Genomic DNA, 14,071 nt, shown 5'->3' with positions numbered 1-14,071 from the left:
ATGAGGCTTGGAGCGGCTCTTCTCACAGCAACCCTGGTCAGCGCTTCGGCGGATCTCGCAAAGGCGGTCAGCCCGGCCGAGGTGGCCCTTCCGGCGGCTGTGATCTGCGCAACCAGCACCGGCTATTGGAAGGAAAGCCCCGCCGATATCCTCATCGAACATGCGCCCGGTGCAGCCACCGAACCGGCAAAGGCGGCCCCGGAACCGCGCCATGGCTATTACAAGCTCTTTGCCGTCCGCCAGCCGGACAGGACGTCGAAAGTCTATCTGCAGCAGATCGCCCAGACCGGCAGTGGCCCGGAGATCGTCTCCAGCGTCGAGCTGGACGAGTTCACGCAACTCAAGCCCTATATCACCGACATCCGCCCGGAAACCTCAACGGGCATCATCGAGCAGCCGGGGCTCTTCGCTACGGTCTATCTGAAGACCGATCCGGACGGTTACTCCGAGACATGGACAGTGCTCATCGATGAGTTCGGCGAGATCAAGATCGAGAAGCCGACGAACTGACCGCACCGTAAAGCTCATCGTTTCCTGGGCCTGAAACGGCCGACGGAAGCGCCTCGCGTCACTCGCGCCAGTGCTCGGCCACCCAGGGTGTCGGCAGAATGTAGCGCCGCAGATATTTGAAGGGGCTTCGGCCTTTGCGTATAAGAGAAAGCGCGCCCCTCAGATACTCCATGGCGCTGACGCGCGGCTGGTTCGCCTTGGCGCGGCCGTCGATCGCTTGCTGGGGATGAAACCCGCCGGGAAAGAGAACCACCCTGGCCCCCTTCGGCAGCCGCGATACCAGGAAGTAGTTCAGCGGAAACGGCCAGCGGCAGTCGCGCCGGAAATGCAGGACCGTCTTGCGCGGAAAGAACTTCACGCCCCCGGGCGCATTACGGGTGACAAAGCGCTGTTCGAACCTGTAGAGGTCGGCGACCGCCTGAGGATCTGCACGGAACTTCTCCTGCAGGCTGATAAGCTTGCCGATGGGAAAGCGGAAGATCGATGTCTGTCCCAGACGCTCCAAAGGTGTCGATTGGTTGCGCGCCATGACCACGTCGTCGGTGTCGCCGATCTCGAAGAAGAAATCGAGCGAGCCGACAATGACGAGGTCCAGATCGAGAAACAGCACCGGTCCGTTGAGGTTGCCGAGCCTTGGCCCCCAAAGGCGCGCCTTCGGCCAGATCCCCTTGGTGTTGACCGGCATGTTCTCCACCTCCAGCGGCGGCAGGTCCTCGCAGAGTATGCCGGGATGGAGATTGTCGCGATTGTCGGTGAAGCAGGTGAACGTGAAAGGCGGCGTGATGTTGCGCGCGACCATGGCATACAAGCGATTGATGAATGGGGCGCCATATTTCGTGCCCCAGTTGATACAGATGATCTGCTTGACGCCGCCGCTTGCGGCAAGAACGTTTGTCATCGAATCCAGCCCGTTAAATCGCCCTCCTTAAATCCGGTATTGCCAAAATGATCAAGTCAGCCAGGGATTGCGCCGGGACGAACTGACTGCTGAAAGAATGCGGGAACCGGCGCTGGCAACGCGGGACCCCGGTTTGCGTCCCCGCGGGTGGCACTGGCGGACGCCGGTCGAGCCATCCTCACTGCATCTTTTCGACATCGGACAGAACCCATTTCTTCTGGAAGAATTCCTCGGTGGGTCCATAAGCGCGAAACATCAGCTCGAATTTGCGCGACGGGTCGGTCGGTATCCAGTTGTCATCCTTTCCCTCGGGCGGCTTGGGGCCGAGGAAGAGATCGACGGAGCCATCGGCGTTCTTGATCAATTCGGGAATCTGGGAGGACCGGCTGGCGCGATCGACGTTCCGGATCAACGCGTGCGTTTCGCGGTCGTAAGCGGTCACGGACCAGTATTGCTTCACCGGAACATTCGGCGGCACATGGAGCCTGTAGGTCTTGCCGCCTTCGAACGCATCCCCGTCCTTGTCGCGAATGGAGATTGCGTAGAACTGCCCGGCACCGAGATGTTTGATGCCGATATATGCGTAACTGTAGCCCACGCCACGATGGTCGACCGGGTAGGAATCGGGTTCGTCAAAACCCACCGATCCCGCCTGTATGAGGTCCGGGAAGGCCGGAAACGTCCACCGGCTCCTCTCCGAGAAGAACGGCGGCAACCCCGCATCATATTGCATCTCAAGAAGGCTTCGCGCCTCTTCTACGCCTGACGCCAGCAATGTCTTGTCCACATTGCTCGGCCTGAACGGCTCTCCTCTTTCAATGCCGAGTGTCTTGAGCTGATCGATCATGATCCTGTCGCGAACCAGCCAGGGTTCTTCCTGGACGATCCGATCGAGGTTGTCGAAGAACGTGGTGTCCCATCGGATGGTGGAGTCGAACAGGATGTCCTTGACGTCGATGAACGTCGTTTCGGGAGGATTGGCCGACTGAGAGAGCGGATAGACCTTCAGTTTTCGACCGTAATCGATCGATGCTTGGACATCCGCGTCACCGTGACTGACGAGGTTCGAGCGAAATAGCATGTATCCGCCGTACGTGTCCGACTGCAAAGGGATAAAGCCATCAGGAACCTTGCCTTTATAGCCGGGCGGCAGAATGACGAACTTCCCGCCCTTGCCCTTGTCGTATCCCAGCAAGCCAGCGTCTTCGAGCGGCATCTGCCACACTGTCACGATGTTGGCGTTAAAGGAGGATTTAGCCTCCGCCGCCGGAAGATCGAGAACAACAGGCCCGTCCTTGGTGCTGAAGAACACCATGAAGTACAGCGCATCTGGATTGGGCGTCAGCGTCTGGTTTCGCCAATCGAGCGGCCGCCCCCAATAGATGACCTCTCCGACCTTCGCCCCGGTTTTTGTCAGCATCTCCTGGCGCATCAGGTCGTAGTTGACGGCGGGCATGCCCCAGACCACCGCCTCGACGGCTCGCCGTTCCATCAAACGCTCATTCAGCCTGAGAGGCGACGGACCCGCGGCGTTCGAATGACTCGCGAATGCCAGCGCTATCCATGCCGTGAGAAAAGCCAACCTGCGCATTCGGCGCCCTCCAGATTGATATCTGAGGCTGCCATGCCAGCGACGTAAAATGGAAGTACGCAACGGTAAATTGACGCGTAAACGGCCGCTTCTGGCGGCATGCAAAAGCCGCCTGCAACGGCCTGCTGCAAGCGGCTTTCGTTAGGTCAACCTGCGAGCAAAACTCAGTCGATGTCGTCGACGACAGCGTCCGGCTTGCCGCTGATGCGGTGCGCGAGTGCTGCTTCCATGAACTCGTTGAGTTCACCGTCGAGCACGTCGCCCGGCGCGGTGCTCGCAACACCGGTGCGCAGGTCCTTGACGAGCTGGTAGGGCTGCAGCACGTAGGAGCGGATCTGATGCCCCCAGCCGATATCGCTCTTGGAGGCAGCTTCGGCGTTGGCAGCCGCTTCGCGCTTCTCGAGCTCGGCCTCATACATACGAGCGCGCAGCATGTCCCAGGCCTTGGCGCGGTTCTTGTGCTGCGAGCGCTCCTGCTGGCAGGCCACTACGATGCCGGTCGGAATGTGCGTGATGCGCACCGCCGAGTCCGTCGTATTGACGTGCTGGCCGCCCGCACCCGACGAGCGGTAGGTATCGATGCGGCAATCGCTTTCGTTGATGTCAATGTTGATCGAGTCGTCCACGACCGGATAGACCCAGATCGAGGAGAAGGACGTGTGACGACGCGCATTGCTGTCATAGGGCGAGATGCGCACGAGCCGGTGCACGCCCGATTCCGTCTTTAGCCAGCCATAGGCATTGTGGCCCTTGACGAGCAGCGTCGCGGACTTGATGCCCGCCTCTTCGCCGTCGTGCACTTCGAGAAGCTCGACCTTAAACTTCGAACGCTCGGCCCAGCGGGTATACATGCGCAGCAGCATGTTCGCCCAGTCCTGGCTTTCGGTGCCGCCGGCGCCGGAATGCACTTCGAGATAGGTGTCGTTGCTGTCGGCCTCGCCAGAAAGCATGGCTTCTACCTGGCGGCGCGCGGCTTCGGCCTTCAGGACCTTCAGAGTGTCTTCTGCTTCCTTGACGACATCCTCGTCGCCCTCTTCCTCGCCCATCTCGATGAGCTCGACATTGTCGTTCAGCTGCTGCTCCAGCTGCTTCACGCCGCTGATGCCGTCATCGAGCTGCTGGCGCTCGCGCATCAGCTTCTGTGCTTCCTGGGCATCGTTCCAGAGGTTCGGGTCCTCTGCCTTGTTGTTCAACCAGTCCAGCCGTCTTATCGCCTGGTCCCAGTCAAAGATGCCTCCTCAGCAGGGTGATAGCCTGCTTGGTTTCATCGACTACGTTCTGGATTTCCGCTCGCATTGTCCTGCTTCTTTGCGTTGGTCTTGAGCTGGTCCGTCAAATAGTTGCGGCAGCCGCGGATGTAAAGCCCGCAGCCCGCCAATCGATCGGTTCAATTAGTCGCCGTCCTTTTCGTACTTCGCAACTTCCCGCTCACATTCGTTCGCCGGGAAGCCGGCTGGCCTGCTTCACCCAATCGACAAACTGAGCTTCGTCGAGCTGACCCTCGTAGATGTCGAGGTAGCGCACGTCCTTGTGCTTGGATTGGCCAGCAGGCAGAGGACGAAGCGACCCGCCACGGAAGAACGTCACCTTGACGTACTTGGTGAAGCAATGAAAGGCGAGAAACCAGCCTTGGCCATCGTCCTCCACGCCGTAGAGAGGCGAGTTCCATTTGACCGCCTTGCGCACGCTGGGAACGGTGCGCACGATCAGCGCGTCGAGGCGGCGTCCGACGTCGCTCTTCCAGCCCGGCATGGCCGCGATATAGGCCTGTACCGGTGCATCGCCGTAGCCCTTCGCGATCTGAGGGTTGCCGCCTGAACGGAGGGGCGGCGCGGCGGCCGCGCGCTCGGCGTCCGCCTTCCCTTCGAGCTTCCTCGACTTGATGGCCGCCTGGTCAGTCATTGCGCGTTCGCTCCGCTCATCCGGATGCTCCTTATCCAGAGGACCCGAAGCCGATCTGCTCAGCAAACCCCTAGTACAGGCCGCCGGCGCCCGATTGCACGGCCTGATTGGCCTGCGGCGAGGTCTTCAGGATTTCCTCCGGCGCCATGGTGCTGTCCATGCCGATGACCGACAGGTTGTCGGCCGGCCCGGTACCGGGCTTGAAGGCCTCGATGATGGTGTTCGGGTCACCCTCCATGGCCGCCATGCCGGTCTTCCGGTCGATCGGGATGAGGTTCATGCCCTGCGGGATGACGAACTTCGATTCAGGCATATCCTTGACGGCGACCTGCATGAATTCGTTGAAGACGGGTGCGGCAAGAGCACCGCCGGTACCGCCCCGGCCGAGCGTGCTCGGCGAATCGAAGCCAATGTAGAGACCGGCGACAAGGTCCGGCGTGAAGCCGACGAACCAGGCGTCCTTCTCGTCGTTGGTCGTGCCCGTCTTGCCCGCGACGTCGCGGCCGCCGAGGTCGATCTTGCCGGCGGCGGTGCCGCGCTGGATCACGCCCTGCATCATGGAGGTGATCTGATAGGCGGTCATCGGATCGAGCACCTGCTCGCGGTTGTCGGCGACGACAGGCTCTTCCTGGCTCTGCCATTCGCCGGCATTGCAGCCCTCGCAGACGCGCTCCTCGTGCCGGAAGATCGTCTTGCCGTAGCGGTCCTGGATCCGGTCGATCAGCGTCGGTTTGATCTGCTTGCCGCCGTTGGCGATGACGGAATAGGCGGAAACCATGCGCATCACGGTGGTTTCACCGGAGCCGAGCGACATGGCGAGCAGCGGCGGCATCTTGTCGTAGACACCGAAGCGATCGGCATATTCGGCAACGACGTTCATGCCGAGGTCGTTGGCAAGGCGCACGGTCATGCGGTTGCGTGAATGCTCGATGGCGAAGCGAAGCGTATTGGCGCCACCGCCCTCGCCTTCATAATTGTCCGGCGCCCATACCTGACCATTGCCGGTCTGGATCTGGAGCGGGTCGTCGCTGACGACCGAAGCCGGCGTATAGCCATTGTCCATCGCGGCAGCGTAGACGAACGGCTTGAACGAGGAGCCGGGCTGGCGCATCGCCTGCGTCGCGCGATTGAATTCCGACTGGCCGTAGGAAAAACCGCCGACCATGGCGAGAACGCGGCCGGTCTTCGGGTCCATGGCGACGAGACCGCCCTGAACCTTCGGCGGCTGGCGCAGACGGTAGGAGGTCGAGTTTTCGCCGCCCAGCCGCTCGACATATACGACGTCGCCAGCAGAAAGCACGCCTTCCGGCGACTTGGCCGTCTTGCGCTCGCCGGTCGAGGAGCGATAGGCCCACTGCATGTCTTTGGCGGTGATCGTCCCGCGCTCGCGGTCGGGGGAAGCCTTGCCGGCGCCGTCCTTGTCCGGCTGAAGACCGATATCGACGCTTTCGGGCGAGACCGCAAGCACGACGGCGAGATGCCATTCCGGCACGTCCGAGAACGCCGGAATATCCGCGAGCTCCTTGCCCCAGTCGGCCGTGGTGTCGATCTTTTTCAGCGCACCGTGGAAGCCGCGACGTTCGTCGTAAGTCGTCAGGCCGTCCTGCAGCGCCTTGCGCGCCGCAAGCTGCATCTGCGGATCGAATGAGGTACGGACCGAAAGACCGCCTTCGTAGAGCGTCTTCTCGCCATACTGATCGATCAACTGACGGCGAACGGCTTCCGCGAAGAAATCCGAAGCAAAGAGCGACGGGCCGTTGTTGCGGGCCGTGACGCCGAGGGGCTGCTTCTTGGCGTCCTCGCCATCAGCCTTGCTGACATAGCCGTTCTCGACCATGCGGTCGATAACCCAATTGCGGCGCTCCAGCGCGGCCTCGGGATGGCGGAAGGGATGATAGTTCGCCGGGCCCTTGGGCAGCGAGGCGAGATAGGCCGTTTCCGCAACAGTGAGTTCCGTGACCGACTTGTTGAAATAGGTGAGCGCTGCACCGGCGATGCCGTAGGAGTTCAAGCCGAAAAAGATCTCGTTCAGATAGAGTTCGAGGATCTTGTCCTTGCTGTAGGCCTGCTCGATGCGGAAGGAGAGGATCGCCTCCTTGATCTTGCGGTCGATGGTCTGGTCCGACGTCAGGAGGAAGTTCTTCGCCACCTGCTGCGTGATCGTCGAGGCGCCGACCGGCCGGCGCCCGGAGCCGAAATTCTGCAGGTTGACAAGGATGGCGCGCCCGAGACCGCTCACGTCAATGCCCGGATGGTTATAGAAGTTCTTGTCTTCGGCCGAAAGGAAAGCCGCCTTGACACGGTCCGGGATAGCCTGGATCGGCAGGAAAAGACGCTTCTCCTTGGCGTATTCGGCCATCAGCGCGCCGTTTCCGGCATGAACGCGGGTGGTGACCGGCGGCGCATAGCTGCTCAAGACCTCGTAATCGGGAAGATCCTTCGCGACGTTTGCCAGATAGACGGCAACGACAGCCGCGGCGCCAAGAAACATGACGCAGGCAATCCCGAAGAAATATCCAAGAAGTCTTATCATCTACCGGTATTCCAAACCTTCAAATGGCGCGGGCGGTATCATTGCATGGAGGATAGCATTTCTGCATGTTGCGCGGGCTTACTCCATGAGCAGCATTGCGACAAGCCAAATCCGCCCCGCGTCCCAGAAACATAGCCGTGAGTAAGGGCCTGAATGTGAGCAAAATAGGGCTTGCAGGCCCTATTCCCATTCTTCCTTCCGCTTTCGCTCCGGGTGTCACATCTTAGTCACGTTAGTCATTGCTAGCCAAGGTCTCAGCCGCCGTTCGCAACGAACGAGGAGCGGTAGTGCTTTACCGCATCGGTCAGCCGGTCCACCACCTTCGCGCGCCATTTGTCGTCGAGCAGCAGCTTTTCGTCCTCGACATTCGAGAGGAAGCCGAGTTCGAGCAGGATCGAGGGTACATCGGGCGCCTGCAGGACGCGGAAACCGGCATGGCGGTGCGGATTGTTGATCGTGCTGACCTGGTCCTTGAAAGAGCCGAGCACGCTCTCGGCCAGCGAGATCGAGAAGGCCTGGGTCTCACGCCGCGTCAGGTCGAGCAGGATATCCGCCACGGCCGGCGGTTCAGCGACGGTCTCCTTGCCGGCGATCTGATCCGACAGGTTTTCGCGGTCGGCGAGGTCCGCCGCAAGCTTGTCCGAGGCCTTGTCGGATATCGTATAGACGGTCGAGCCGCGAATATCCTTCTGCTTCAGCGTATCGGCATGCAGCGAGATGAAAAGGCTCGCATGGTTCTCCCTGGCAATCTGCACGCGCTCGGCAAGCGACAGGAATTCATCGTCGCTGCGGGTGAGAAACGCCTTGATGCCGGCCTCGCGGTTCAGCCGGTCGGCCAGTGCCTTGGCAAAGGCCAGCGTGACCTGCTTTTCTTCCGTCTTCGTATCGGCGCCGATCGCACCGGTATCGATGCCCCCATGGCCGGCATCGACGGCGATGATGAAATCGCCGGGCTTTGCGGTATCTGGCGCGGGCTTTGCACTCGCCGTCTGCGGCGTGGTTGCCGGATCGCTCCAGGACTGCGCCTTGACGAGCGTGGCGAATTCCTCCTTGCTGACCCTCTCGGCATCGAGGACGAGGCGATGACCCTTGCCGTCCTCATCCTCCTGCACCTTGGCGATTGCCAGCTTCACCGGCTTGATGGCCGTCAGCACGATGCGGGCGCTGTTCTCGTCCATGGTGCCGTAGCGGATGTCCTTGAAAAGGCCCCTCGCCCCGAGATCGTCGGCCTTAAAACCGAACGCGGTCGCCGGCAGATCGACGACGATGCGCTCCGGATTGGCGATGTAGTGGACGGAGAAACTCGGCTGACGGTCGAAATCGATGACGACACGGGTTCGGGCGTCGTCGCCGACGATGCGCGCGGCATAGGCAAGCAACGGCTCCGGCTTGTTCGGGCCGGCGGCAACCGCGATGGCGGCCTGGAGCGAAAGCGCAGCCGCGAGCGCGTAAACTAATCTCATCTTCCGCTTGCTGGATTCCGCCATTGCGCGCCGTACTCTCTTAAACAATCGACCGCCGCACCCTATCTATCGTTCTGTTTATGCGCGCAATGCTTTTTCAGCGTCTGTGGCCGCCCGCCGAATCAGACCCTCAGTCCCCATTGTCTATGTGTTTTTAAATCCATCAATATTATGGCGCATTTGGCTTTTCCCTTGCTATTGTGACAGAGAAACCATACAACGATTTTCAGGTTAGAAGTGTTGACGGGATAGAGTCGCCGCGAAGGCTGCCACCCCACCAAGGACCTGGCGCCACAACCGGCAATCGTCCGCCGTCTTACGCGCTTCTCTCCCCGGTACATAGATCCTGAATTTTCCGGCGTATGCGGAAACTTCATCGGTGGATAGCCACTAAACGCTCTGAGGAGCAAACTCATCGGACCCCAAGGGGTCTTAAGTATTGTCGATCTCGCTTGGTCATAATGGTTTCGCAGCAGGTTTCATCCAAAGTCTACAGGCCCGGGAAGGCTAATCTCCCCGCTGTCGCCTGGCTGCTGCCGTCCGGCCCGAATCAAGCGCGACTTTCATCATCCGGCGCACTCACGCTAGACCGACTCACCCCTCCAGGTGAGAATGCGCGTCTCCGGCTGCGCCGAGGAGCACACCTTACATGGCAGACAAAATGCTTATCGACGCGTCTCACGAGGAAGAGACGCGCGTCGTTGTCGTTCGCGGGAACCGCATAGAAGAATTTGACTTCGAGTCGCAGCACAAGAAGCAAATACGCGGCAATATCTATCTCGCAAAAGTGACGAGGGTCGAACCCTCGCTGCAGGCGGCTTTCGTCGACTACGGCGGCAACCGGCACGGCTTCCTGGCCTTCGCCGAAATCCATCCCGACTATTACCAGATCCCGCTTGCCGACCGTCAGGCGCTGCTTCGCGCCGAGGCCGAGGAACACCGCCGCGACGACGATGTCGAACATGTCGAAACAGCGCCGGTGAGCGACCCCTCGACGCAGGATCAGCCGGATATCGGCATCGTGCCCGCGGAAGAGCCGGAAGGCGCTGATACCTCCGTGGAGGCCGCGACGGCTGAAGTCGAGGCTCCGGCCGCGGAGGCAGCCGTTGTTGCCGAAGATGCTCCGGCCAAGAAGGCCAAGCCGCGCCGCAGCCGCAAGAAGGCAGTCGTCGAAGCCACGCCCACCGAAGATGCCATCCCCACCGACGTAGAGGCCCCTTCGGCCTCGGTCGTCGACAATGAGGACGAAGGTCCCGCCGGCGGTTCCATGGCCGCCATGGTCGAGACGGACTCGATCTCCGAAGACGTCGACGTCCGCCGCCGCAGCGACGATGATGACGACGACGATCACGACCAGGAAGAGGAAGTCATCGAATCCGTCGGCGCCGAAGACGCGATGGAGGAAGTTCCCGATCGCGTGCAGCGCAAGCCGCGCAAGCAGTACCGCATCCAGGAAGTCATCAAGCGCCGCCAGATCCTGCTCGTGCAGGTCGCCAAGGAAGAGCGCGGCAACAAGGGTGCTGCACTCACCACTTACCTCTCGCTCGCAGGCCGCTACTCGGTTCTGATGCCGAACACGGCGCGCGGCGGCGGCATCTCCCGCAAGATCACCAATCCGCAGGACCGCAAGCGCCTGAAGGAAATCGCCCGGATGCTCGAAGTGCCGCAGGGCATGGGCGTGATCCTGCGCACGGCCGGTGCAAACCGCACCAAGGTCGAGGTCAAGCGCGACTTCGAATATCTGATGCGCCTGTGGGAAAACGTCCGCACGCTGACGCTGGCGTCGACCGCCCCCTGCCTCGTCTATGAGGAAGGCTCGCTCATCAAGCGCTCGATCCGCGACCTTTACAACAAGGATATCGGCGAGATCATCGTTGCCGGCGAGGAAGGCTATCGTGAAGCGAAAGACTTCATGAAGATGCTGATGCCGAGCCATGCCAAAGTGGTTCAGCCCTATCGCGACATCCACCCGATCTTCTCGCGCTCCGGCATCGAGGCGCAGCTCGACCGCATGCTGCAGCCGCAGGTGACGCTGAAGTCCGGCGGCTACCTGATCATGAACCAGACGGAAGCCTTGGTTTCGATCGACGTCAACTCGGGCCGTTCGACCCGCGAGCATTCGATCGAGGACACGGCGCTTCAGACGAACCTCGAAGCAGCGGAAGAAATCGCCCGCCAGCTTCGCCTGCGCGACCTTGCAGGCCTCATCGTCATCGACTTCATCGACATGGAAGAAAAGCGCAACAACCGCGCCGTCGAGAAGAAGCTGAAGGAGTGCCTGAAGAACGACCGCGCCCGCATCCAGGTCGGCCGCATCTCGCATTTCGGCCTGCTCGAAATGTCACGCCAGCGCATCCGCGCTTCGGTGCTCGAATCGACGACGCAGGTCTGCGCGCATTGCGGCGGCACCGGCCACGTGCGCTCGCAGTCCTCGGTCGCGCTGCATGTTCTGCGCGGTATCGAGGAATACCTGCTGAAGAACACGACGCACAACATCACCGTGCGCACCACGCCGGAGATCGCGCTTTATCTGCTCAACCACAAGCGCCAGACGATCGTCGATTATGAAAGCCGCTTCGGCGTCTCGATCATCATCGATGCCGACAGCGCCGTCGGTTCGCAGCATTTCGCGATCGATCGCGGCGAGCCGGTCGAAAACCCGGTCAAGATCGAAAGCCTCTTCAACTTCGCAGCCATCCCTGATGATGAGGACGACGATATCGTCATCGAGATGGAAGAGGACGAAGACGAGGAGCTTGAGGACAAGCCGGCAGCCGCCGAGCGCGCGCCGCAGCAGCGCGCCGAAAGCGATGGCGACGGCCGCAAGCGCAAGCGCCGCCGCCGCCGCCGTGGCCGCAACGGCACCGGCGAGCAGGTTTCCGCTCAAGACACCGCTTCCGGCGAAACCGGCGACGAGGATGAAGGCGACGACGAAGGCAGCGAGAGCGATGAGGCGGCAGTAGCCGCTACCGAAGCGCGTGCCGATAGCGAAGAGTCCCAGCGCCGCAAACGCCGCCGCCGCGGCAAGCGTGGCGGCCGCCGCAGCCGCGAGGAAGGTGGCGAGCTCATCGAAGGCGCTGAAGCCGGTGATGAAACCGCCGCCGATATCGAGGATGGCGCCGAAGCTGAAACGCAGGCCGAAACTGTCGAGGCTGTTGCCGAAGAAGCCGGCGAAGCACATGCCGCAATGGCAGCGATCGAAGCTGACGCCGTCGTCGCGGAAGCCGTGAAACCCGCCAGAGGCCGCGGCCGCCGGAAGGCATCCGCCCCTCCCGTCGAAGAGCCGATCGTAGAAGCAGAGACCGTTGCCGAGGCGGAAGCAGAGACCGTCGAGGCCTCAGCCGATCTCGCGACACCGGCAGAGGAAGAAGCGAAGCCGGTCCGCGCCAACCGCGAATCGAACATCTCCTCGTCCGCTGCTCCCACGGTGAAATCCACCCGCACGGAACCGGCCGAGGGTGACACCGACGGCAAGCCGAAAAAAGCCGGCTGGTGGCAGCGCCGCGGCTTCTTCTAAGAAGCCCTTCCCGCAATCAAATGCCAAAAAATCCGGCCGCGGCGACGCGGCCGGATTTTTATATGCCGGCGTCCTCAGCGGACCCTATGTACCGGTATTTCGCAGCAGGCCAAGCGTCTCCGAGCGGCGAGGAGACGAGTTTACAGAACCGGATTGCTCGGACGGGACACATATCCATTCGGGATGACTTCGGTCATGGATCGCGTAGCCGTTCGCCTTGAAAATCTCGACCACTTCGTCCGCATTTTCTGTAACTTCCACCACGACCAGTGGCCGTATCTCCGACAGACAACGCAGGCTTCCCTGAAGCACAAGCCTTTCGGCCCCCTCCACATCGATCTTAAGCAAAGCCGGACGAAGGCCCGTGGCTGCCAGAAACGTGTCGAGCTGAACCATATCAACGCGGACACGTTCCATCATGGCATTACTGAAAGCATTTGCGCGATTCTGCTGAAAATTCTTGTAGTCTTTATTCAGGGAGTTGTTCTGCCCCGAAAGCGACTCGATCCAAAAGTCGACAACCCCGTCTCGATCGCCGCATGCGGCCTCGATGATCTCTACATTGGAAAAGGATTCGGTATTTTTTTGCAGATACGGAAGGTTGTTGGGGCCAGGTTCGAAAACCACCACCCTTCCCGCATCACCGACGAGTTTTCTCAAGTGAATCGAAAGATAGCCGATGTGGGCACCGATTTCGATAACCGTATCGCCAGCCTTTACAAGCTGCGCGAGCCTCTCCATGACATGCCGCTCGCGCCGCTTTCCTTTGAACCAATATCCGCGATGCTTATAGGCGTGCAGGCTCAGCGAAACATCAGGCCACCAATGATGCTGAACAACGATATCGCCCGGCCCCAACACTCGAAGCACATAGAGTGCAATCCGCCGGAGAAAGCGGTATCTGGCTAGCCTTTGCAGTGGCATTGCAAAGCCTCCGTATTCAAAGACCGAATATAGGAAAAGACCTATGTAAACTCTGACGCAGCGGATCAGTTCCCGCCTTTTTCAGCCATCTTGCGATAGCCGTTGCAGCACCTGCATGGCTTCTGCTGCACGATGCTCGGGCACGAAGAGATGGTCGTGATAGAAGGCGGAGACCGGGTTTACACCCATTCCGGCTTCCGCCAGGCGGGCCGTGATCGCCGCGAGGAACCCCACCGCATCCAGCGAAGAATGGATGTCCAGCGTTATCATCCGCGAGCGGAATGTTCCGGCAAGCCCGGCGCGAAGGGCCGCGCTCTCCTCCAGGATCAGGGTTACTCCCTCCGCTTCCCGGAACGTCATCACCGCCTCAAGTCTGGCCGGAAGGTCCGCCCCGTCCGGCATAGTCGCAAAGACGTAGGTCGCGTCCTGCAGCCTCGGCTGCATCGACGCCAGAAGCCGGTTGAGGCTGGTTTCGCCGGACATTCGCCTGTTCTCCGTTGGCGCGACCAGACTGAGCGAGTTTCTTCCGTAACGTCAAATGGATTTGGAATCGGAACGTTTGCTGGACGGTCCGCCACCACCGCCCACCCCAAGCTCCCTCATTCCTGTGCTTGTCACAGGAATGAGGGTGGAGAAGGCATCCTCGCCGCCCCCTCCCTCTCCCCTCGGGGAGAGGATACAAAATCTTGCCCTTGGCCATCGGCCAAGGCTTAGATTTTGTTGGTGAGGGGGA

The 14,071-nt window shown here is 60.9% G+C and carries 10 protein-coding genes; 2 read left to right on the top strand and 8 right to left on the bottom strand.

From position 1 onward, the window contains the following. Window positions 1-510 (top strand): hypothetical protein, encoded by a 510-nt coding sequence (locus ACPYOJ_RS20800; protein WP_481417939.1) that lies wholly within the window; start codon window positions 1-3, stop codon window positions 508-510. Between the two features lie 58 nt (window positions 511-568). Here ACPYOJ_RS20800 and ACPYOJ_RS20795 read toward each other — a convergent pair whose 3' ends face one another. The 6 genes from ACPYOJ_RS20795 to ACPYOJ_RS20770 form a co-directional block, all read right to left on the bottom strand. Further along, window positions 569-1,408: a glycosyl transferase gene (locus tag ACPYOJ_RS20795; protein WP_481417938.1), complete on the bottom strand. Its 840-nt coding sequence runs from the start codon at window positions 1,406-1,408 to the stop codon at window positions 569-571. Between the two features lie 178 nt (window positions 1,409-1,586). Further along, window positions 1,587-2,900, bottom strand: coding sequence for a DUF1254 domain-containing protein (locus ACPYOJ_RS20790; protein ID WP_481417937.1), 1,314 nt, complete (start codon window positions 2,898-2,900; stop codon window positions 1,587-1,589). Between the two features lie 263 nt (window positions 2,901-3,163). After that, a protein-coding gene (prfB, locus tag ACPYOJ_RS20785; RefSeq protein ID WP_481417936.1) for a peptide chain release factor 2 occupies window positions 3,164-4,295 on the bottom strand; the annotation gives its coding sequence in 2 pieces (ribosomal slippage) (window positions 3,164-4,225 and window positions 4,227-4,295; 1,131 coding nt in all). Between the two features lie 132 nt (window positions 4,296-4,427). After that, complete coding sequence (locus ACPYOJ_RS20780) at window positions 4,428-4,901, bottom strand: DUF1801 domain-containing protein (protein ID WP_481417935.1); 474 nt, start codon at window positions 4,899-4,901, stop codon at window positions 4,428-4,430. Between the two features lie 70 nt (window positions 4,902-4,971). Next, the gene (locus ACPYOJ_RS20775) at window positions 4,972-7,434 is read right to left on the bottom strand and encodes a penicillin-binding protein 1A (protein ID WP_481417934.1); all 2,463 of its coding nucleotides are present in this window, start codon (window positions 7,432-7,434) and stop codon (window positions 4,972-4,974) included. A gap of 254 nt (window positions 7,435-7,688) precedes the next feature. Next, complete coding sequence (locus ACPYOJ_RS20770; RefSeq protein ID WP_481417933.1) at window positions 7,689-8,921, bottom strand: N-acetylmuramoyl-L-alanine amidase; 1,233 nt, start codon at window positions 8,919-8,921, stop codon at window positions 7,689-7,691. A gap of 625 nt (window positions 8,922-9,546) precedes the next feature. Here ACPYOJ_RS20770 and ACPYOJ_RS20765 point away from each other — a divergent pair. Then, window positions 9,547-12,414 (top strand): Rne/Rng family ribonuclease, encoded by a 2,868-nt coding sequence (locus tag ACPYOJ_RS20765; RefSeq protein ID WP_481417932.1) that lies wholly within the window; start codon window positions 9,547-9,549, stop codon window positions 12,412-12,414. A gap of 84 nt (window positions 12,415-12,498) precedes the next feature. On the opposite strand, the gene ACPYOJ_RS20760 is transcribed toward ACPYOJ_RS20765, so the two are convergent. Both ACPYOJ_RS20760 and ACPYOJ_RS20755 read right to left on the bottom strand, forming a co-directional pair. Then, the gene (locus ACPYOJ_RS20760; RefSeq protein WP_481417931.1) at window positions 12,499-13,338 is read right to left on the bottom strand and encodes an FkbM family methyltransferase; all 840 of its coding nucleotides are present in this window, start codon (window positions 13,336-13,338) and stop codon (window positions 12,499-12,501) included. Between the two features lie 81 nt (window positions 13,339-13,419). Beyond that, window positions 13,420-13,821: an ACT domain-containing protein gene (locus ACPYOJ_RS20755; RefSeq protein WP_481417930.1), complete on the bottom strand. Its 402-nt coding sequence runs from the start codon at window positions 13,819-13,821 to the stop codon at window positions 13,420-13,422. Between the last annotated feature and the right edge of the window lie 250 nt (window positions 13,822-14,071).

The sequence above is a fragment of the Rhizobium sp. SVR5-9E genome (assembly GCF_056755095.1).
Note: the sequence above shows the minus strand (reverse complement) of the source record. Positions and strands in the feature narration are given on the sequence as shown.